This is a genomic window from Neorhizobium petrolearium (assembly GCF_017873175.1).
Classification (GTDB): domain Bacteria; phylum Pseudomonadota; class Alphaproteobacteria; order Rhizobiales; family Rhizobiaceae; genus Neorhizobium; species Neorhizobium petrolearium.
This window is the reverse complement of record NZ_JAGGJW010000020.1, coordinates 30,419-49,639: the sequence shown is the minus strand read 5'-3', so window position 1 is coordinate 49,639 and position 19,221 is coordinate 30,419. Positions and strand designations below refer to the sequence as shown.

Annotated in this window: 16 protein-coding genes; 14 read left to right on the top strand and 2 right to left on the bottom strand. The window is 60.5% G+C overall.

What is annotated here, in order from left to right; all coding sequences use genetic code 11:
* Positions 1–13 precede the first annotated feature (13 nt).
* Positions 14–1,543, top strand: coding sequence for an ABC transporter substrate-binding protein (locus tag J2046_RS29325; protein WP_210057838.1), 1,530 nt, complete (start codon positions 14–16; stop codon positions 1,541–1,543).
* Between the two features lie 249 nt (positions 1,544–1,792).
* Here the strand turns inward: J2046_RS29325 and J2046_RS29320 are convergent, their stop codons facing one another.
* Positions 1,793–2,257 carry an Lrp/AsnC family transcriptional regulator gene (locus tag J2046_RS29320; protein WP_210057836.1) on the bottom strand — a complete coding sequence of 155 codons (465 nt, stop codon included), beginning with the start codon at positions 2,255–2,257 and terminating at the stop codon, positions 1,793–1,795.
* A gap of 159 nt (positions 2,258–2,416) precedes the next feature.
* Here J2046_RS29320 and J2046_RS29315 point away from each other — a divergent pair, with 159 nt between their 5' ends.
* Both J2046_RS29315 and J2046_RS29310 read left to right on the top strand, forming a co-directional pair.
* Positions 2,417–3,430, top strand: coding sequence for a 1-aminocyclopropane-1-carboxylate deaminase (locus J2046_RS29315; protein ID WP_210057834.1), 1,014 nt, complete (start codon positions 2,417–2,419; stop codon positions 3,428–3,430).
* A 200-nt stretch (positions 3,431–3,630) separates the two neighbouring features.
* Complete coding sequence (locus J2046_RS29310) at positions 3,631–5,949, top strand: transketolase-like TK C-terminal-containing protein (protein ID WP_210057948.1); 2,319 nt, start codon at positions 3,631–3,633, stop codon at positions 5,947–5,949.
* A gap of 38 nt (positions 5,950–5,987) precedes the next feature.
* Here J2046_RS29310 and J2046_RS29305 read toward each other — a convergent pair whose 3' ends face one another.
* Complete coding sequence (locus J2046_RS29305) at positions 5,988–6,680, bottom strand: GntR family transcriptional regulator (RefSeq protein ID WP_210057832.1); 693 nt, start codon at positions 6,678–6,680, stop codon at positions 5,988–5,990.
* A 175-nt stretch (positions 6,681–6,855) separates the two neighbouring features.
* Between J2046_RS29305 and J2046_RS29300 the strand changes: the two genes are divergently transcribed.
* The 11 genes from J2046_RS29300 to J2046_RS29250 all read left to right on the top strand — a co-directional run bounded on the left by J2046_RS29300 (position 6,856) and on the right by J2046_RS29250 (position 18,786).
* The gene (locus J2046_RS29300) at positions 6,856–8,373 is read left to right on the top strand and encodes an ABC transporter substrate-binding protein (protein ID WP_210057830.1); all 1,518 of its coding nucleotides are present in this window, start codon (positions 6,856–6,858) and stop codon (positions 8,371–8,373) included.
* Between the two features lie 165 nt (positions 8,374–8,538).
* Positions 8,539–9,456: an ABC transporter permease gene (locus J2046_RS29295; protein WP_210057828.1), complete on the top strand. Its 918-nt coding sequence runs from the start codon at positions 8,539–8,541 to the stop codon at positions 9,454–9,456.
* 1 nt (position 9,457) lies between these two features.
* On the top strand, positions 9,458–10,360 hold the full coding sequence (locus tag J2046_RS29290) for an ABC transporter permease (RefSeq protein ID WP_210057826.1): 903 nt from the start codon (positions 9,458–9,460) through the stop codon (positions 10,358–10,360).
* Positions 10,360–12,015 (top strand): dipeptide ABC transporter ATP-binding protein, encoded by a 1,656-nt coding sequence (locus J2046_RS29285; RefSeq protein ID WP_210057824.1) that lies wholly within the window; start codon positions 10,360–10,362, stop codon positions 12,013–12,015. The genes J2046_RS29290 and J2046_RS29285 overlap by 1 nt, the downstream gene beginning before the upstream one ends.
* 9 nt (positions 12,016–12,024) lie before the next feature.
* A complete protein-coding gene (locus J2046_RS29280) occupies positions 12,025–13,407 on the top strand; it encodes a M20 family metallopeptidase (protein ID WP_210057822.1) in 1,383 nt (460 codons plus the stop codon).
* A 3-nt stretch (positions 13,408–13,410) separates the two neighbouring features.
* Positions 13,411–13,758, top strand: a complete 348-nt coding sequence (locus tag J2046_RS29275) for a TSUP family transporter (protein ID WP_210057820.1) — start codon at positions 13,411–13,413, stop codon at positions 13,756–13,758.
* Positions 13,759–13,763: 5 nt separating this feature from the next.
* The gene (locus tag J2046_RS29270) at positions 13,764–14,219 is read left to right on the top strand and encodes a TSUP family transporter (RefSeq protein WP_210057818.1); all 456 of its coding nucleotides are present in this window, start codon (positions 13,764–13,766) and stop codon (positions 14,217–14,219) included.
* Positions 14,220–14,232: 13 nt separating this feature from the next.
* The gene (locus J2046_RS29265) at positions 14,233–15,729 is read left to right on the top strand and encodes an amidase (protein WP_210057817.1); all 1,497 of its coding nucleotides are present in this window, start codon (positions 14,233–14,235) and stop codon (positions 15,727–15,729) included.
* Between the two features lie 322 nt (positions 15,730–16,051).
* Positions 16,052–17,161 (top strand): IS5 family transposase, encoded by a 1,110-nt coding sequence (locus J2046_RS29260; RefSeq protein WP_233470369.1) that lies wholly within the window; start codon positions 16,052–16,054, stop codon positions 17,159–17,161.
* A complete protein-coding gene (locus J2046_RS29255) occupies positions 17,103–17,540 on the top strand; it encodes a helix-turn-helix domain-containing protein (protein ID WP_233470368.1) in 438 nt (145 codons plus the stop codon). Before J2046_RS29260 ends, J2046_RS29255 begins: the two co-directional genes overlap by 59 nt.
* Positions 17,533–18,786 (top strand): type II toxin-antitoxin system HipA family toxin, encoded by a 1,254-nt coding sequence (locus tag J2046_RS29250; RefSeq protein ID WP_411828565.1) that lies wholly within the window; start codon positions 17,533–17,535, stop codon positions 18,784–18,786. Before J2046_RS29255 ends, J2046_RS29250 begins: the two co-directional genes overlap by 8 nt.
* The last annotated feature ends 435 nt before the right edge of the window (positions 18,787–19,221 follow it).

Genomic DNA, 19,221 nt, shown 5'->3' with positions numbered 1-19,221 from the left:
GAAAGGGAACAGCATGAAGAGAATTCTCCAAATGGCTCTTGCTGCAGGTCTTCTCGGCCTGATGACCACGACGGCCCTGGCCGGCGGCACCCTCTATTTTGGGCTTTCGGCAGAACCGTCGACGCTCGACACGATCATCCAGCCAGGCACGGCGGGCCGTACGGTCAAACTCGCCATGCATCGCGGTCTCGTCAACTATGGGATCGACGGCAAGATATCGCCCGAGCTTGCGGAGAGTTACGAGATCAGCCCTGACGCCAAGGAATATACCTTCCACCTGCGTGACGCGAAGTTCCATGACGGTTCTCCGGTCACGGCTGCGGACGTCAAGGCCTCGTTGGAGCGGATTCTCGATCCCAAGGGCAAAGGGGCTTTCCGCAACGAGCTTTCGATCATCTCCGGCATCGATACGCCGGACGTCAAGACGGTGACGTTGAAGCTGTCCCAGCCCTCCGTGTCACTGATGGGCTATCTGGCACTGCCGGAATCGGTGATCGTTCCGGCCGCGTGGCTTGCCAAGAATGCGGACAATGCCACGGCTTCGCCAATAGGCGCGGGGCCGTTCCAATTCGTCAACTGGACGCGAGGCCGCGAAATCGTGGTCAAGAAGTTTCCCGGCTACTACAAGCAGGGCAAACCCGATCTCGACGAAGTCCACTACGTCTTTTACGGCGACGAGAACACGCGTGTGAACGCGCTGAAATCGGGGGACGTCGATATCATCGAATATGTGCCGGCCAAGGACGCCACGGCCTTGGAGAAAGGGCCTGACACCAAGCTCCTGACCATGAACGGCCCCTTCATGGGGCTCCAGTTCAACACCAAATTCGAGCCGTTCTCCAAGCCCGAGGTGCGTCAGGCTATCGCCTATGCCGTCGATCGCAGCGTCATCATCAACACGGCTTTCAACGGGCTGGGCACACCGATCTACGGTATCGCTATTCCGGAAGGCTATATGGGCTATTCCGCCGAGAAGGCCAACTACTTCTCCCATGATATCGACAAGGCCAAGGAACTGCTGAAGAAGGCGGGCTATCCGAACGGCTTCGAAGCACGGCTTCTCGCTTCGTCCCAATACAGCTTCCATCAGAACACTGCGATCGCGATCCAGTCGGAACTCGCCAAGATCGGTATCAAGCTGACGCTCGACCTGCCCGACTGGGCAAGCCGCATGGCGAAGGCAAATGCCGGCGATTACGATTTTGCCGTGCTCGGCAGCCTGGGGGAAATCACCGACGCCGACTGGCTCAGCAACTACTATTATGGCGGCGACAAGCTGGTGCGCACCAACAACTCGCCATATTTCGACGATCCGCAGATCAACGAAATTCTCGACAAGGGCAGGGCCACAGTCGACTCTGCGGAACGAGAGAAGATCTATGGTGCTTTCGTCGATCGCGCATTGGAACTTTCGCCGCTCGTGTTCTTCATGTGGCGGCACCAGGACTATGCTGTCCGCACGGGTGTGACGGGCTTCACCAATATGCCTGGCTTCCTGACCTTCCAGTCCGGCTTCAGCATCGAGAATACCAAGATCGAGTGAGAATGCCGGTATGGCGCTTGCGTAAAGTGAGGCCGGGATGCCGGCCTCACTGCGTAGGCGCTTGCCGGAACAACGATCCTTTACGATTTAGCACTACCCGGCTGGGTTACAGCGTAAGCATCCGAACTGAGCCGCCTTGCAGGAGGCGGGGTTGCCGACGGCAAAGGCAAAGAATCAATACTTGAGCGACCAGGGAATTGAGCCTGAGCCCGTTATTCTCCCGGCTTGGTCGAGGCGGGAAGGCATTTGTCAAAAGTTCAGCGGCGCGTTGTCGACCACTTCCTTCATCACGAAAAAGGTGCGGGTCTGGCGCACCCCAGGCAGCGCGATCAGTTGCGTGCCATGGATGCGATTGAAATCCGCCATGTCACCTACGCGGATTTTCAGGAAATAGTCGAAATCGCCCGCGACCAGATTGCAATCCAGAACGAAGTTCAGCTTGGCGACCGCCTTTTCAAAGGCGTCGAAGCTTTCCGGTGTCGAACGATCCAGCACCACGCCGACCATGACCAGCGCGCCTCGGTCCACCTTGCGTGGCTCAACCATGGCTCGGACCGATTTGATATAGCCATCATCGAAGAGCCGCTGCGTGCGCCGATGGCAGGTGGCGGCGCTGACGTCGACCAACTGTGCCAGTTCGGCATTGCTGAGCCGGCCGTTGTTTTGAAGCAGACGGAGCATTTTCAGGTCGATGCGGTCGAGATCATTGGGCATGGAAGAATCTTCCGAAATAATTCTGAATACTGAAATATTCAGTCTTAGATTTGCGCACATTCCCATAGAAGCCACAATTTCATGGCGAACTTTGAGAGCACCTTTCAGGTAAGTGATGTTAGCGTTTCCCTTGTGTCACAACAAGCAGAAGGGAACCCCATGCTGGAGAAATTCGAGCGCTATCCGCTCACATTCGGTCAGACCCATATCGAGAAGCTGGAGCGACTGTCCGAGCATCTCGGCGGCAAGGTAGAGCTCTATGCCAAGCGCGAGGACTGCAATTCCGGTCTGGCCTTCGGCGGCAACAAGCTGCGCAAGCTGGAATATATTATTCCCGACGCGATTGCCTCCAATGCCGATACGCTGGTCTCGATCGGCGGCGTACAGTCCAACCATACCCGCATGATCGCCGCCGTGGCCGCCAAGATAGGCTTCAAGTGCCGGCTGGTGCAGGAAAGCTGGGTGCCGCACGAGGACGCTGTTTATGACCGCGTCGGCAATATTCTGCTGAGCCGGATCATGGGTGCGGATGTGCAGATGGTGGATGAGGGCTTCGATATCGGTATCCGCCAGAGCTGGGAAGATGCCATCGAGGACGTCAAGGCCAAGGGCGGCAAACCATATCCGATTCCGGCCGGCGCATCCGTGCACAAATATGGCGGCCTCGGCTATGTCGGCTTTGCCGAGGAAGTGCGCGCGCAGGAGGCCGAACTCGGCTTCAAGTTCGATTATATCGTCGTCTGCACGGTCACGGGATCGACCCATGCCGGCATGACGGTCGGATTTGCCAAGGATGGCCGCGAGCGCAATGTCATCGGCATCGACGCCTCCTTCACGCCGGCCCAGACCAAATCCCAGGTGCTGGAGATTGCCCGGCGCACCGCTGAACTGGTCGAACTTGGCCGGGATCTGACGTCGGAGGACATTATCCTGATCGAGGACTATGCCTATCCGGTCTATGGCGTGCCGTCCGACGAGACCAAGGAAGCCATCCGCCTGTGCGCCCGCCTCGAAGGGATGATCACAGACCCGGTCTATGAGGGCAAGTCGATGCAGGGCATGATCGACCTGGTCAAGAAGGGCTATTTCCCGGAAGGCTCCAAGGTGCTTTACGCCCATCTCGGTGGCGCGCCGGCCATCAATGGCTATGCCTACACGTTCCGCAACGGCTGACGACTTGCCAAGCCACTCGGCGGGATGATCGTCCCGCCGAGTGTCGCAGACATGGGAACGGGATCCGAGCAGAGCAAGGCGAAAAGCCGCCAGCGGATCCTCATCAGGCGTGAACACATGACTGGGATTCGACCGTGACAAGCACCGATATCGCAATTCTGAAATCCATCGAGAAGCAGGTCCTGTGGCTCGCCTGCTGGATGATCCACAACGCCAATCACCTGCGCGAGAAGGGCGAGGTCAAGGTTGGTGGGCATCAGGCTTCGTCGGCCTCGATGGCGTCGATCCTGACGGCGCTCTATTTTCATGCGCTGCGCCCGGAAGATCGCGTCGCGGTCAAGCCACATGCCTCGCCGGTGTTTCATGCCATCCAGTATCTGATGGGCAACCAGACGCGCGAGAAGCTTGAGAATTTCCGTGGCTTCGGCGGCGCGCAGTCCTATCCGAGTCGCACCAAGGATATCGACGATGTCGATTTTTCCACCGGTTCGGTTGGCCTGGGCGTCGCCGTCACGGCCTTTGCCTCGATGGTGCAGGACTACATCGCTGCCAGACCCTGGGCGCGCAAGAACCCGCTCGGGCGGATGATTGCCCTGGTCGGCGATGCTGAACTGGACGAAGGCAATGTCTACGAATGCCTGCAGGAGGGCTGGAAGCATGATCTGCGCAACACCTGGTGGGTCATCGACTACAATCGCCAGAGCCTCGACGGCGTGGTGCGCGAAGGTCTTTGGCAACGCATTGAGGCCATTTTCAAGGCCTTCGGCTGGGATGTCGTCATCGTCAAATATGGTGCGCTGCAGAAGGCCGCGTTTGCGGAGCCGGGTGGAACGCGCCTGAAGGACTGGATCGACGCCTGCCCCAACCAGCTTTACGCAGCATTGACCTTTCAGGGCGGGGCCGCCTGGCGACGTCGACTGCTCGACGAGATCGGCGACCAGGGCGATGTGACCGCGCTGATTGAGCGCCGATCCGATGCTGAGCTGGCCGAACTCATGAACAATCTCGGCGGCCATTGCCTGGAGGCGCTGACCGACGTGTTCGACGGTATCGATCACGACCGGCCGACGGTCTTCCTGGCCTATACGATCAAGGGCTGGGGCACGCCGCTCGCGGGCCACAAGGACAATCATGCCGGCCTGATGACGATGAGCCAGATGGCCGACTTCCAAGCGGCAATGGGGGTCGCGCCCGGCGCAGAGTGGGATCCGTTTTCGACCATCGTCGACAGCGCCGATGCAAAGGCTTTCCTCGCCCGCGTGCCGTTTTTTGAGCCGGGGCCGCGACGCTTCAAGGTGGAGCGCATTGCAACTGAGGGGCCGATCATGCTGGAGGATCGCGTTCTGTCGACGCAGGCCGGTTTCGGCAAGATCCTCGACGCTTTGGCCAAGACGGACACGGCGCTGGCCGACTGCATCGTGACCACCGCCCCGGATGTCACGGTCTCGACAAATCTCGGCCCTTGGGTCAACCGGCGTGGCCTGTTTGCTCGCGACGCGCGGGCCGATACGTTTCGCGACGAAAGGGTGCCGTCCGCGCAGAAATGGCATTTCTCGCCGGAGGGGCAGCATATCGAACTCGGCATTGCCGAGATGAATCTCTTCCTGCTGCTGGCCGCCGCTGGCCTCTCCCATTCGCTCTTCGGCGAGCGCCTGTTGCCGATCGGTACGGTCTATGACCCCTTTATCTCCCGCGGTCTCGATGCGCTGAATTATGCCTGCTACCAGGATGCCCGCTTCATGATCGTCGGCACGCCGTCAGGCGTCACGCTGGCGCCGGAGGGTGGGGCGCATCAGTCGATCGCCACACCGCTGATCGGCATCAGCCAGGATGGGCTGGCGAGTTTCGAGCCGGCCTTTCTCGACGAACTCGCAATCATCATGGACTGGTCTTTCGACTATATGCAGCGCGATGGCGACGGTCAGCCGGACGAGCGCACCTGGTTGCGCGACGAGACGGGCGGCTCCGTTTATCTGCGGCTGACGACGCGGCCGCTCGAACAGCCGGCGCCGCGCAGCGATCCGCGTTTCCGCCAGGGCGTCATCGATGGTGGTTATTGGCTGAAGCCGCCCGGTCCGAATGCCGATGTCGTGCTGGTCTATCAGGGCTGCATCGCGCCGGAAGTGATCGCGGCGGCCGGGCTGCTCGGTGAGAGCCGACGGGATATCGGCGTGCTGGCGGTGACTTCCGCGGATCGCCTGAACGCCGGCTGGACCGCAGCCCAGCGGGCGCGGAGCCGCGGCGCCAGTCGAGCATCCGGTCATGTCGAAACCTTGCTCGCCGGCCTTCCGTCCCATTGCACCCTTGTCACCGTCACTGATGGACATCCCGCGGGACTTGCCTGGCTTGGTGCTGTTCACGGCCACCGGATGATACCGCTCGGGGTCGAGCATTTCGGCCAGACCGGCACGGTGCAGGATCTCTATCGGCACTATGGCATCGACAAGGCGGGTATCGTCAGGACGGTGTCGCGGTTGACGCGAGGGGCTGCGGTTTCCGAGCTTCTGCTATTCCCATGAGGACCGGCGACGCGGTTGCCCGAAATCGACGGCAGGTCTTACGAGGCTTGCTGACCGGCGACCTCGCGCTCTCCGCTCATCGATTGGCGGTATTCCTCGTAGATACTGCCCTGGACACGGATATGGTTGCGCATCACGGCGTCGGCGCGGGCCGCATCGCCGGCTTCGAGCGCCAACAGGATTTCGCGGTGCTCGATCATCGACTGCGACAGTCGGTCGCCGAAGGAAAGCTGGGCCTGCCGGAAGGGCTTGAGGCGTCTGTGCAGGTTGGCGGCTTCCTCGGCCAGGAAGCCATTGCCGGACGCCTCGTAGATCATGGTGTGAAAGGTGGCGTTCTCGACATAGTAGCGCTTGTAGTCCTGCGCCTGCAGGGCTGCTTCGCAGGCAGAGGCGGCTTTGCGCAGAAGCAGCAACTGCGCCTTGGTGATGCGGCCAGCCGCCAGCCGCGCGCACCAGGCTTCGACCTCGGCCATGACTTCGAACATCTCCACAAGACGCGTGAAATCGGGCTGGCGCACGAAGGCGCCGCGATTGGGAATAAGCTCGACCAGGCCGGTCCCCGACAGAAGACGCAGCGCCTCACGCAAGGGGGTGCGCGATACGCCGAAATCGCGGGCAAGGCGCATTTCGTCGAGCCGCTCGCCGTCCTTGACCTGTCCTTCGGCAATCATCGTTTCGATACGCTCGTAGAGCACGTCTGCGGTCGGCGTTTTTGGTGCAGGCAAATTCATATCGGTCCTCCACGCGCATTGTTGTGCGATCTGCGGGATTTGGCAAGCAGACGTATGCAACTATCAAAATATGTACGCAATACAAATATATCGTATACAAAAATAGAAAATCGACTACAATAGCGCCATTAACAGTAAATGCCTATATAATAGGCATTATATAAAGGGAACGAGAATGAAACTGACAAAGACTGCGGCTGCCGCCGCTCTTCTGCCCGCACTCCTGTTTGCAACCGCCGCCTGGGCCGGCAAGGCCGACGACACGGTCTCTATCGCTTTTGCGAAGGAACTCGAGCATGTCGATCCCTATTTCAACACTGCGCGCGAGGGCGTCCTGCTCGGCAATGCCGCCTGGGACGGCCTTCTCTATCGCGATCCGGCAACCGGAGAGTATGTCGGCAATCTGGCGACCAGCTGGACCTGGGTGGATTCCACAACGCTTGACCTGACGCTGCGGGAAGGCGTCAAATTCCACAATGGCGAGGCCTTTGATGCGGATGACGTCGTCTACACGCTGAACTTCACCGTCGACCCCAAGAACGGCGCAAAGAACAAGGTGGCGACGGGCTGGATCAAGCAGGCCGAAAAGATCGATCAGTTCAAGGTGCGCATCATCACCAATGGGCCTTTCCCGGCAGCGCTCGAATATCTGGCCGGTCCGGTCATCATCCATCCCGATGAATATTACAAAGCCGTCGGCCCGGCAGGCGTTGCCACCAAGCCGATCGGTACGGGTCCCTACAAGTTCGAGAATGTCGAACCTGGCAGGCATTTCGTGCTGAAGCGCAACGAGGACTATTTCGCCGCGGCCAAGCCGAAGGCGAAGGTCGGCACCATCGATATTCGCACCATCCCTGACATCAACACGCAGATGGCCGAGCTCTTTAACGGCACGATTGATCTGGTCTGGCAGGTGCCCTCCGACCAGGCCGAAAAGATGAACGGGCGGGACAGCTTCCAGGTCATCAATGCCCCGACCATGCGCGTCGGCTATCTGTCGCTCGATGCGGCTGGCCGCTCGGGCGACAAGAACCCGATGACGGACGTCAAGGTTCGCCAGGCGATCTATCATGCGATCAATCGCGAGGGTATCGTCGAGGCGTTGATGAAGGGCACAACGGAAGTGATCAACAGCGCCTGCTCGCCCAGCCAGTTCGGCTGCGACACCGCTGTCGCGACCTATGCATACGATCCGGCGAAGGCCAAGGCGCTGCTGGCGGAAGCCGGCTATCCCGATGGGTTCGAAATCGAACTCTATGCTTATCGCGACCGACCGCTGGCCGAAGCGATGATCGGCATGTTGGCCGAAATCGGCATCAAGGCCAACCTCAACTACATGCAATACGCGGCGCTGCGCGAAAAGCGCATAAAGGAAGGCGCGCCGATCTCCTTCTTGACCTGGGGGTCCAACTCGATTGCCGATGTCTCGGCCATCACCAGCGAATTCTTCACCATGGGCGGTGAAGATGACGCGCGCGACAAGAGCCTGTCCGATCTGCTGGAAAAGGCCGATTCTTCCATCGATCCGGCCGAGCGCAAGACGCTCTATACCCAGGCGCTGTCGGTGATCGCCGACAAGGCCTATTGGGTGCCGTTGTGGAACTACTCCACCAACTACGTCATGAGTGGTGACATCTCCTTCACGCCGACCCCGGATGAGTTGGTCCGCTTCTACGAAATCGGCTGGAAATGACATCCGAGTGCGCTGGTCGGGCCACCGGTTGCCGGTGGCCCGGCCAGGGTTTGGGCTTCTTGTTTTCAAGGCCTGTCGTGATCGCGAAACGCAGCACGCTTTCGCGCGGCAGGCGTGAGCCGGGTGTCGCCACTGCCCGCGACACCGCCTGCTTAAGGATCGCAGATGTTGAAATTTGTCCTGACCAAGATCGGCATGGCGGCGCTGGTCGCGCTGACGGTGTCCTTCATCAGTTTCATTCTTCTGTTCATGGCCGGCGATCCGGCGATCGCCATCGCCGGCGAGGGGGCTTCAGGAGAGGTGATCGCGGCGATTCGGAGCCAATACGGTTTCGACCGGCCGTTGCTCGTTCAGTATGTCGACTGGCTGATGCGCGCGCTCTCCGGCGATTTCGGCATGAGCTATTATTTCAAGGCGCCGGTCTCGGGCATGATCGCCGAACGACTGCCGGTCACCATGACCATCGGTTTTCTCGGCATGAGCTTCGCCCTGCTGCTCGCCATTCCCATGGGGGTTCTGGCCGCCGCCTTTCCCAATACGCTGATCGACAGGCTGGCGCTCGGCATTGCCGTCGTCGGGCAGGCGATCCCGAGCTTCTGGTTCGGCCTTATCCTGATCGTTGTCTTCTCGGTCAATCTCGGCTGGGTGCCTGCCTCGGGGACGCGACAATGGACCGGCTATGTCCTGCCGATGATCGTGCTCGGCTATTACGCGACGCCGGCCATCATGCGGTTGACGCGGGCGGGCATGCTGGAAGTGCTGTCCGCCGACTACATCCGCACGGCAAGAGCCAAGGGCATCAAGCCACGTCGGGTTCTGTTCAAGCATGCCCTTCGCAATGCCATCATCCCGGTCGTCAGCCTGGCGGCGGTGCAGCTCGGTTTCATGTTCGGCGGGTCGGTTGTGGTGGAAACCATCTTCGCGCTGCATGGAGCGGGTTACCTCGCCTGGGAATCAATTTCCCGCAATGATCTGCCGACCATGCAAGCCCTCATCCTGATCTTCGCGATGTTCTACATCGCCTTCACCTTCCTGGCCGATGTCTTGAACGCATGGCTCGATCCCCGCTTGAGGACTGTCTGACATGAGCAACACGTCCCTAACCATCAGCCCCGGGCTTCCCGCAGCATCGCCAGCGCCATCCCGCGTCCTGGCTCGCAAGGCCCTGAGGCATCGCGGTTTCATGGTCGGCTTCCTGATCCTGCTGTTTGTTGGCCTTACGGCGCTTTTCGCGCCGCTGATCGCCCCTTATGATCCCTACAAGCAGGACCTCCTGGCGCGGCTTGCCCCACCGGTCTTTCTGGGCGGCGACTGGAAACATCTGCTCGGCACCGATGCGCTGGGCCGGGATTACCTGTCGCGGCTGATCTATGGGGCTCGCGTCTCTCTGCTGATCGGCTTTACCGCGGCCTTGATCTCCGCGGTGATCGGCACGACGCTCGGTGTTCTTGGTGGCTATTTCGGCGGCAAGGTCGATGCGGTGGTGATGTTCATCGTTTCGGTACGGCTGGCTTTGCCGGCGACGCTGGTGGCGCTGGCCGTAGTGGCGCTGTTCGGCGGCTCGCTGACCGTAGTCGTGTCGGTGCTCGGACTGCTGCTCTGGGACCGCTTTGCGGTGGTGCTGCGCAGCGCCACGATGCAGGTGCGACAGATGGACTATATCGCCGCGGCCGAAGTTCTGGGCGCCAGCCTGCCGCGTATCCTCTTCAAAGATGTGCTGCCGAATGTGATGAACCAGTTGATCGTCATCGTCACGCTCGAAATGGCCCACGCCATCATCCTGGAGGCGGCACTGTCCTTCCTCGGGCTTGGCGTGCAGCCGCCAACACCGTCCTGGGGCCTGATGATCTCCGAAGGCAAAGAAATGCTGCTGTTCGAAAGCTGGCTCATCACCATTCCCGGTATCGCTCTGTTCATCCTGGTCTTTTCCATCAACATGCTGGGCGACGGCATTCGCGACGTGACCGCGCCGGAGGGCAGGAACTGATGACCCACACCGCCACACCCGTCCTGTCGATCCGCAACCTGACCATAGACCTGCCCAAGGGTGGCGATCGCCCGCATGCCGTCAGTAACCTGTCGCTCGACATTCACGAGAAGGAAATCCTCTGTATCGTCGGGGAATCCGGTTCCGGAAAGTCGATCACGTCCTTTGCCGCCATGGGCCTCCTGCCGAAGATCCTGAAGCCGTCGGCAGGCGAAATCCTCTTTGAAGGCCGGGATGTGCTGAAGCTTTCCGAAGCCGAGCATGCCGACCTGCGCGGCAGCCGCATGGGCATGATCTTCCAGGAGCCGATGAGCGCGCTCAACCCGTGCTATACCGTCGGCAACCAGATCGAGGAAGTCTTTGAGGCGCATGCGCAAATGTCCAAGGCCGAGCGCCGGGCTCGGACATTGGCTCTTCTTAAGGAGGTGCGTCTTCCCGACCCCGAGCGCCTCTATCATGCCTATCCGCATCAATTGTCGGGCGGTCAACGCCAGCGCATCGTCATTGCCATTGCGCTCGCCATGGAGCCGCGCTTGCTGATCGCCGACGAGCCGACCACCGCGCTCGACGTGACAACGCAGGCGCAGATCCTCGACATGTTCAAGGCGCTGAAGGAAAGCCGCAAGGCGGGCATCCTGTTCGTCACCCATGATTTCGACGTGGTGGCCGAACTCGCCGACCGCGTCCTGGTCATGCAGAAGGGCCTGGTCGTCGAACAGGGGACCGCCGAGCAGGTGCTCAACAACCCGAGCCATCCTTATACGCGCATGCTGATCGATGCGGTTCCCAAGCGCCATGGCGTCAAGGGCAATCCTGATATGTCTACACCGATCGCGCTTAGGGTCGCCGGCATTGAAAAGACTTATTCGACCGCCAGAACGATGTTCAAGCCGGCCCGCAAGGTGCATGCCGTCAAGCCGACGGACTTTACCGTTCTGGAAGGCCAGACGTTAGGCATCGTCGGGGAATCCGGCTCCGGCAAGACGACGCTGGTGCGTTGCCTGATGGGACTTGTGGAGCCTGACGAAGGGTCCGTCTGGATCGGCAGTTCGAGGCTGGAAACGACCACCGCTGCCGGGCGCCGTGACTTCAGGAAACATATCCAGATCGTCTTCCAGGATCCCTATGGGGCGCTCAATCCGCGACGCAAGATTGGCGACCTGCTGATCGAGGGGGCGGTCAACTTCGGCGTGCCGCGCAGCCAAGCCATGGAAAAGGCCCGAGCGCTTCTGAAGATCGTCCGGCTGGAGGAAGATGCACTCGATCGCTATCCGGCACAATTTTCCGGCGGCCAGCGCCAGCGCATCTCGATTGCCCGTGCCCTGATGGTCGAGCCGAAAATCCTGATCGCCGACGAGGCCGTGTCGGCGCTCGACGTATCCGTACAGAAGGACGTGCTGAAGCTGCTCGACGACATTCGCAAGGCCGTTGGCCTGACGGTCATCTTCATCACCCACGATCTCCGTGTGGCAGCCGAGATTTCCGACCATATCCTCGTCATGTCGAAAGGTGAGGTGGTGGAATATGGCACGGTCGACGACGTTTTCGGCAATCCGCAACATTCCTATACGCGCCAACTGCTCGCCGCCATGCCTGGCCGCGGCTGGGAAGCGCCAGACATGGCAGCGCCTGGCCCTGCCGACGCAGCGAGGTAAGTGCATTCCATGGACAGAACACAATTGATCGACGCCGCCACCCATTATGTTGACGGTGGAGGGCTGGTCGCAGATCTGGCCACTCTCGTGGCGCGACGCTCCGTCAGCCAGTCGGAAGGACGGCGGGAGGACCTCTACGCCTATCTGCAGGAGGATATGCAGCCTCTGCTCTCGGCCATGGGCTTTGCAGTCGAGATTTTCGACAATCCTCGCGAGGGCGGCGCGCCCATGCTGATCGCCAGCCGCATCGAAGACGAGAGCCTGCCGACGGTTCTGGTCTATGGCCATGGCGATGTCTGCAATGGAGAGGCCCATCGCTGGCGGGAAGGCCTTGAACCCTTCACGCTGATCCGGGAGGGCGACAAGCTCTATGGCCGGGGCACGGCCGACAACAAGATCCAGCATCTCATCAACATCAAGGCGCTCGAACTGCTGATCCGCGAAAATGGCCGGCTCGGTTTCAATGCCAGGATCATTCTCGAAATGGCCGAGGAGACCGGCTCCTTCGGGCTGCGCGAATTCTTCACGGCAAACCAGGAACTGCTGGCGGCCGATGTGCTGATCGCCTCGGACGGCCCGCGTCTGGCAGTCGACACGCCGACCATGTTCATGGGGTCGCGCGGCGGCATGTCGATCAACCTGATGGTCAATCTGCGGGACGGAGACCACCATTCCGGCAATTTCGGCGGACTGCTGGCCGATCCCGCCATCATCCTGGCCCAGGCAATCTCGACGATCACCGATGCGCGTGGCCAGATCCTTGTCCCCGAATGGCGCCCGACCAGCCTGACGCCCGATATCCGCGCCACCCTGCGCGATCTGCCGCCGCGCCGTCACGACGCCGAATGGGGCGAGAGCGACCTGACGCCGAGCGAGCGCGTCTTTGGCTGGAATTCCTTTGCCGTACTCGCCATGTCGTCCGGCAATATCGATGCGCCGCAGAATGCTATTTCCGGCTCGGCGCGGGCTACTTGCCAACTGCGCTTCGTGGTCGGCACCGACATGGATAACATCATCCCCGCATTACGCCGCCATCTCGACATCCATGGTTTTCCCATGGTCGAGATTCGTCCGGCGCGCGGCGAAGCATTCCGGGCCACCCGCTCTTCGCCGGATCATCCCTGGGTGCGTTTTGTCGAGAACTCGCTGGCGCGCTCAGCGGGAAAGCGGCCGCATGTGCTGCCCAATCTGGCCGGCTCACTGCCCAACGATGCCTTTACCGACATCCTTGGTCTGCCGACGATCTGGATTCCGCACTCCCATGCCGAATGCGGCCAGCACGGCCCCAACGAGCATGCACTGGTGCCGATTGCCCGTGAAGGCATGCAGGTGATGACGGCACTGTTCCTCGATATCGCCGAGAATGCCAAAAGCCTGAAGCAGATTGCCTGATCGATGGATTTCGTTGTGCTTTTCGACTTCCTGGCCGCCACTGATGTCGTGTCCGGCCTGATCGCTGGCCTGCTCGGGATCGGCGGCGGTGTCGTCCTGGTGCCGGCGCCCTATTATGTCTTCGAGTTCCTCGGCTATGAGAGCGACCGCCTGATGCAGGTCTGCGCAGCCACGTCCGGCGGCGCCATCATCTTCAATTCGGCACGCTCGGTTCTGATGCGTCCTCGGCGCGGGGCGGTCGACTGGTCCGTGCTGAAGCGCCGGGGCCAGCCATTTCTCTCGGCGCGCTGGCAGGAGTGGTCGGTGCCGCTTCGCTGCGCCCGGCCAATCTTTCGGTTATCTTTGGGGTGATCGGCTTGCTGCTTGGGCTCTACACACTGATCAGCCGGCCCCATTGGAAACTGTCGAACACGATGCCTGGCCGGGCGCTGGCCAGCGTCTATGCTCTGATTATCGGCGATGATGGGCATCGGCGGCGGTTCGTTCGGCGTGCCGGCGATGATGCTCTATGGCGTGCCGAGCAGGAGGCAGTGGCCCCGCCCTCGGGCGTCGGGCTGCTGATCTCGGTGTCATCATTTGTCGGATTTCTGCTTGCCTGCTGGGGGCTTCCCGGTCTCCCACCCTACACGAACGGCTTCGTCAACCTGCCGGCTCTGGTCGTCATCGTCGCCATCTCGATGACCACGGTGTCGCTCGGGGTCCGGCTGGCGCATGACCTGCCGGCTGCCGTGCTTAAGCGGATTTTCGCTTTGTTCATCTCGCTGATGGCCCTCAATATGCTGATCATGGGGCTCGGCGCTCTCTCGATGTGAAAAAGGTATCGCCATGAGCAAGATACATCCTGCCGATCTCGATGCGATGGATGCACGCCGGCTGATCGGGCAGCGCCGACTTTCGCCGGTCGAACTGGCCGAGGCCTGTATCGAGCGCGTCACACAGCTCAATCCTGCGGTCAATGCCATAGTGGCGCAGGATTTCGACCGGGTCCTCACCGAGGCACGCCATGCCGAGCAGAGCGTGATGCGCCATGAGGCTCTCGGTCCGCTGCATGGCCTGCCTTTCGGGGTCAAGGACATGATCGACGTCCAGGGCCTGCCGACCACGTTCGGTTCGGAAATCTTTCGCGACAATATCGCTGTCAAGGACGATGCCATCGTTGCTGCCATGCGCCGGGCCGGCGGCATTCCTCTCGGCAAAACCAACAATCCGGACTGGAGCGCCGGCGGCAATACCCGCAACGCTGTCTACGGCGTCACGGCCAATCCCCACGATACGACGAAAAGTGCGGCCGGTTCGTCGGGCGGGTCGGCAGCCCTTCTTGCTGCCCGCATGGCACCTTTGGCCACGGGTTCGGATACCGGAGGCAGCCTGCGCAACCCCGCGGCTTTCTGCGGTGTCGTCGGCTTTCGCCCATCGCCTGGTGTCGTTCCTGGCGATACGCGCGCCATGGCGCTGATGCATCTGTCGACCAGTGGGCCGATGGCGCGCAGCGTCGCCGATGTGGCGCTGATGCTGTCAGTCATGGCGCGCCCCGATCGGCTCGACCCCTATACGGTGGTCATCGATGGGCAGACGCCGTGGCAGGCCGATCGCTTTGGCCACGGCCGGCGCCCGGATCTGACGGCCCTGCGGATCGCCGTGACCGCGGATTTCGGCTTTGCGCCGACGTCGAGGGTGATCCGCGAGGCTTTTGGCCGGGTGGTGGCGCGGCTGTCCGACCAACTCGGCAGGGTCGAGGAGACGCATCCCAATTGCAACGATGCCGATCGCATTTTTTCCATTCTTCGCGGCGTGATGTTTCTCGGTATGCACCACACGTTGCTGCAGAAACACCCGGACAAGATAGGCCCGAATGTCCGCGCCAATGTCGAGGAGGGGCTAAGCTACGGCCCGCTCGATATCGCCGATGCGTTGGTGAAACAGGGCCGCTTCTATCGCAACTGGCAGCGGTTTTTCGAAGATCATGACTATGTGCTTAGCCCCGCCGTGACCATCAGTCCACGCGACTGGCACGAGCTTTATCCGACCGAGATAGATGGTCAGCCGACGAAAAACTATTATCACTGGCTGGCCATGGCCTACGCCTCGACATTGGCCGGCCATCCCTCAATCACAATCCCTGTCGGCCGAGATGCGCTCGGCATGCCCTTCGGCTTGCAGATCGTCGGTCGCCGACATGATGACGCCGGCGTCCTGCAGGTGGCGGCCGCGCTCGAGGAGATCTTTGCGGGCGACCCTGTTTTTGGGATTCCCATTGTCGATGTGGAGACGCTGAAGGCGGCTCCAAAACTGGCCGACTGCGAGGGGTTCCTAGGCTTTTAAGAGTGTGTTGTACGCGGTTTATAGGTGGCTCGCGTGGCGCTCGGCAAGTTGGCGCTCGCGCTCCGCCGCCTCTCGGTCCTTGCGCTGTTGAACGAGCAACGGTCCGGCTGCAACGAAGGTGGCCAAAATGTCCGGCGGCATGCCCTCCATCGGCTGCTTTTCGGATTCAAGCCATTGACGCGGAAGGCCATCCGGTCACTGCCAGGTTTGATCTCGAAAACGAGCCAGCCCGTCGGCACCCATTCCCTTTTCCAGTCTTTGTCACCGGGCGATCTGAACCGCTTCTCGTTATCGGTCAGAGGTGATTTGCATGGAGCGGATGATGCGGGGACAGTCTGGCTTTTGGGATTTGGACGAGCGATATCAGCGGTTGAGCGCGGTGGGTGACCCGCTGGAGAAGCTCAACGCGATCATCCCCTGGCCTGTGTTCGAGAAGCCATTGGCGAAGGCGCTGAAGCGGTCCGACGGATCGAAGGGCGGGCGTCCTCCATTTCCTGCGGTGCTGATGTTCAAGATCCTGGTGCTGCAGGCGCTCTATAACCTCTCCGACGACCAGGCCGAGTTCGTGATCCAGGACCGGCTGTCGTTCATGCGGTTTCTGGGTCTGTCCCTGTCGGAGAAGGTGCCGGATGCCAAGACGATCTGGCTGTTCCGCGAAAGCCTTGTTCGGGCCGGCGCCATCGACAATCTCTTCGCCCGTTTCGACAAACATCTCTCGCGATCCGGCTATCTGGCCAAGGGTGGGCAAATCGTTGACGCGACGATCATTCAGGCTCCCAAGCAGCACAATAACCACGACGGGGAGGCGGCGATCAAGGCTGGCGAAATCCCGCCGGAGTGGAAAGACAAGCCCGCCAAGCTCGCGCAGAAGGACCGCGACGCGCGCTGGACGGTGAAGTATTCCAAGGCCAAGCAGTCCACGGAAACGCCGACATCAGCCGCGACGAAACAGCATGACATTGCCATTCCGATGTTCGGCTACAAAAACCATGCCGGCATCGACCGGGCACACGGCTTCATCCGCGGATGGACGGTGACGAGTGCGAGCGGCCATGACGGCGCCCAACTCAGGAATGTTGTCGCCAAGGACAACACGGCATCGACGGTCTGGGCCGACAGTGCCTATCGCTCGAAGACCAATGAGGAATGGCTGCAGGACAATGGCCTGAAGTCGGACATCCATCAAAGGAAGCCGAAGGGCAAACCCATGCCGGAAGCGATGTCGCGGGCCAATGGCTGCCGCTCGAAAGAGCGCTCCGCCGTCGAGCATGTCTTCGCAAGGCAGACGGACAAGATGAAGCTCTTCATCCGCGCCATTGGCATCAGCAGAGCGAAGGTGAAGATCGACCCAGCATCACCTAAACGACAGAAAGATGATCCGCAAGCAGATCATTTTCTCCATGGTGATCCTCTTACGTATCATTTTCCTTGACTGGCTTGGATCAAGAAAGATATTTAGACGTGTCATCTTGAAGGTAATGATATGTTTGAGGATCAAAATGAGGCCTGAGTCAGAGTCTCTGCAGGAAATCGGTCGGCTGTTGAAAACGGCGCGCAAATGCTTGGGGCTCACTCAAGAGCAGGTTGCCGACATGGCGGGCATATCGCGTCCTCGGTATCGAGAGATCGAAACCGGAAGTGCTGCGGCCCGCGCGACGACCCTGATCAACATTGCTCGCGCGCTTGGTCTCGAACTGATGCTTATCCCGCAGGCGATGGTTCCGGCTGTCGATGCCCTATTGCAGCCGCATGATGACGAGGATGACTTGCCCGCCTTTGCCACCAGCCCCGATGGTGATGCTGATGCCTGAGACGTATCCTGATCCGAAATCTATCTCATCACTTGACGTGCTGCTGAACGATCTGAAAGTGGGCACGATCGTCAGGACGCCGGGCGACTTCAATGCGTTCAGCTTTGAGGATAGCTATCGCGCGACGGGCGGCTTTCCTGTGCTCAGCCTGTCTTTCCGAGCGGCAACCGGAGGTCTGCGCAAAGATCCGAAGCCTGTGGCCAAGGCTCTACCGGCCTTTTTTGCCAATCTTCTTCCCGAGGACAAGCTGCGTGAGGCGATGGAGAAGCACCACGCAGGCAGTGTTCGCGCTGGAAACGACTTCGATCTGCTGATCGCGCTCGGGTCGGATCTGCCGGGTGCAGTCCGCGTCGTACCGGGCGAAGGGTCGATTGCTCGTATCGACGATTTGTCACTTCCCACACCGAAAGCCCGATTTTCGCTCGCGGGTGTGCAGATGAAGCTATCTGTCATCAAGAACACGGGCAAGGGTGGCGGCCTGACCATACCACTGGGGGATGAGCAGGGGTCTTACATCGCCAAGTTTCCGTCGACATCGTTTCCGGGCGTCTCGGAAAACGAATATGCCAATCTCGCTTTGGCCGAGGCGATCGGCATGGGCGTGCCGGAACGTGAGCTCGTCGAGCAATCGGAATTCGAGGGTATTCCGGAGGAATTCAAGACGCTGTCGGACGGGAAAGTCCTGCTCGTCAAACGCTTCGATCGCGGCGCTGGCGGCGAGCGGATCCATATCGAGGATTTCGCTCAGGTATTTGGCATCTATCCTTCGCGCAAATATGAAGGTGCGGCCTATCACGATATCGCCGCTGCCATCGGGATTGCCGTTTCTACTGCGGCTGCGCTTGAATTCGTCCGCCGGCTGGCTTTGGCCGCCATCACCGGCAATGGCGACATGCATCTCAAAAACTGGTCGCTGATCTATCGCGGCGCGGATGACAAGCCGGCACTCGCCCCCGTTTATGACGTGCTCTCGACTGTGCCCTATATCCCGGCGGATGCCATGGCGTTGTCGCTTGCAGGTGAGCGCTCGTTCAGGACGATGAACGCGCAGCGATGGAAGGTCTTCGCCAATCGTGCACGCCTGCCGGAAGCTGCCGTGCTTAAAGCGGTGACCGAGACAGTTGAACGCGTAAACCAGCTTTGGTGGTCGCTGCCAGAGCGTGAGGTCGTTGCGGCAAAGGTGCTTGAGCGGATCGACGCGCACGTGAAGCTGATGACACCGATCCTCGGTACCTGTGCCGGCTGACGTGATCATCGTGCCAAACGTTCAAACCGTCAGTGAAACACCGCCAATCCCATCAACCCGAACGACAATTCTCCTGGCGCGTCTTCACCTGGCACGCGCTTAAGCGTGGACGCAGCAACGTCCTGTCGATTCGACGAAGGCTTCCGGCCATTGCTGGCACATTTGGACTGTATCCACTTCCGTCAGGGTCTGTCTTTCCCTCAATGGAGGAAGCATGTGTACTTTCTGATCGACATGCGGGAATGACCTGTCGACGTCATCGACAGGTCGCCGCCCACTCCTACACGGTCTGAAACGAGACGCGATGCCGCGCTCGGCAAGCAGGTTCTCAACGTCGCGCAGGTTCAGCCGAAGCCGACAAGAGAGCCTACGGCCTAGGCGATAATTTCGGCTGGAAAACGATGGCGTCGGTAACGAGCGGGGCTTTTCGGTTGC

Coding starts and splice junctions, on each gene's coding strand:
- J2046_RS29325 (WP_210057838.1), top strand. CDS start 14: ATGAAGAGAATTCTCCAAATGGCTCTTGCTGCAGGTCTTCTCGGCCTG.
- J2046_RS29320 (WP_210057836.1), bottom strand. CDS start 2,257: ATGCCCAATGATCTCGACCGCATCGACCTGAAAATGCTCCGTCTGCTT.
- J2046_RS29315 (WP_210057834.1), top strand. CDS start 2,417: ATGCTGGAGAAATTCGAGCGCTATCCGCTCACATTCGGTCAGACCCAT.
- J2046_RS29310 (WP_210057948.1), top strand. CDS start 3,631: ATGATCCACAACGCCAATCACCTGCGCGAGAAGGGCGAGGTCAAGGTT.
- J2046_RS29305 (WP_210057832.1), bottom strand. CDS start 6,680: ATGAATTTGCCTGCACCAAAAACGCCGACCGCAGACGTGCTCTACGAG.
- J2046_RS29300 (WP_210057830.1), top strand. CDS start 6,856: ATGAAACTGACAAAGACTGCGGCTGCCGCCGCTCTTCTGCCCGCACTC.
- J2046_RS29295 (WP_210057828.1), top strand. CDS start 8,539: ATGTTGAAATTTGTCCTGACCAAGATCGGCATGGCGGCGCTGGTCGCG.
- J2046_RS29290 (WP_210057826.1), top strand. CDS start 9,458: ATGAGCAACACGTCCCTAACCATCAGCCCCGGGCTTCCCGCAGCATCG.
- J2046_RS29285 (WP_210057824.1), top strand. CDS start 10,360: ATGACCCACACCGCCACACCCGTCCTGTCGATCCGCAACCTGACCATA.
- J2046_RS29280 (WP_210057822.1), top strand. CDS start 12,025: ATGGACAGAACACAATTGATCGACGCCGCCACCCATTATGTTGACGGT.
- J2046_RS29275 (WP_210057820.1), top strand. CDS start 13,411: ATGGATTTCGTTGTGCTTTTCGACTTCCTGGCCGCCACTGATGTCGTG.
- J2046_RS29265 (WP_210057817.1), top strand. CDS start 14,233: ATGAGCAAGATACATCCTGCCGATCTCGATGCGATGGATGCACGCCGG.
- J2046_RS29260 (WP_233470369.1), top strand. CDS start 16,052: ATGCGGGGACAGTCTGGCTTTTGGGATTTGGACGAGCGATATCAGCGG.
- J2046_RS29255 (WP_233470368.1), top strand. CDS start 17,103: ATGATCCGCAAGCAGATCATTTTCTCCATGGTGATCCTCTTACGTATC.
- J2046_RS29250 (WP_411828565.1), top strand. CDS start 17,533: ATGCCTGAGACGTATCCTGATCCGAAATCTATCTCATCACTTGACGTG.